General features: G+C 65.6%; 1 pseudogene. It reads left to right on the forward strand.

The annotated features are described in order from the left end of the window. Positions 1 to 256 (forward strand): annotated as a pseudogene (locus QSV46_RS40260) (hypothetical protein); the annotation flags it as partial.

Below are 256 nucleotides of genomic sequence, written 5' to 3' on the forward strand. Positions count from 1 at the left end.
ATCTCGACCTGGTCACCGCCAACGGTCCGCTGCGGGTATTCACCCTGCTGCACGGCGCCCGCCCCGTGCTGCTCGACTTCGGCCATCCCGGCCGCCTCGATATCACGCCGTGGGCGGATCGAGTCCAGCTCATCAACGCTGAATATGCTGGTGCATGGGAGCTTCCGGCAATCGGGGTGGTTGCTGCGCCGACCACCGTGCTGATCAGGCCCGACGGATATGTCGCCTGGGTTGGAGAGCAAACCGAGCTCGGGCT

This window comes from Bradyrhizobium cosmicum (assembly GCF_032290525.1).
GTDB classification, from domain to species: Bacteria; Pseudomonadota; Alphaproteobacteria; order Rhizobiales; family Xanthobacteraceae; genus Bradyrhizobium; species Bradyrhizobium cosmicum_A.